The organism is Psychrobacter sp. 78a-MNA-CIBAN-0178, from assembly GCF_040309625.1.
Taxonomy (GTDB): Bacteria; Pseudomonadota; Gammaproteobacteria; order Pseudomonadales; family Moraxellaceae; genus Psychrobacter; species Psychrobacter okhotskensis.
Genome location: NZ_JBEOOZ010000080.1, coordinates 1 through 577, shown reverse-complemented (window position 1 = coordinate 577; position 577 = coordinate 1). Strand labels below are relative to the sequence as shown.

The window sequence follows — 577 nt, the reverse complement described above, 5'->3', positions numbered from 1 at the left end:
CCTAGATTCAAATAAGAAGTGCAACGTTTTAAAAGAATGAGTTGAAGAGTAAGATGTGCCGTGTTGCATTTCAAACTTCAACTCCTACATATCAGAACGTTATGAAACACTATACACATCTTACCCAAGAGCAAAGATATCAAATATCAGCGCTATTGCAAGCTAAAAAAGGCATGAGTGAAATAGCTAGAATTATTGGCTGTCATAAATCAACGGTGAGTCGAGAGATAAGGCGAAACATGGGACAAAGGGGTTATCGCCCCAAACAAGCCCATCGATTGGCAAACGCGCGCAAAGTTGTGAATAGCTCACAGATCAGCCGCTTTGGCTGGTGCTATATTGATCATCTACTCAGCAAGCACTACTCACCTGAGCAAATCACAGGGCGACTGAGAATGCTGGGTTGGCAAGAGGTCCCAAGCCATGAATCGATATATCAACACATCTATACTGACAAAAAGGCAGGGGGTAACTTACATAGCGCCCTTAGATGTCAAAAGCGCTATAGGAAACGCCGTCTGCAAGGTTATGATAGGCGCGGAAAGATAGCGAACCGCTGTGATATCACTGAGCGTCC

At 44.2% G+C, this 577-nt stretch carries 1 protein-coding gene; it reads left to right on the top strand.

Annotated elements, in window-relative coordinates; all coding sequences use genetic code 11:
* Positions 1–101 precede the first annotated feature (101 nt).
* Positions 102–577, top strand: a 476-nt coding sequence (locus tag AAEY80_RS14325; protein ID WP_350588524.1) for an IS30 family transposase, incomplete at its 3' end; no start/stop codon positions are given.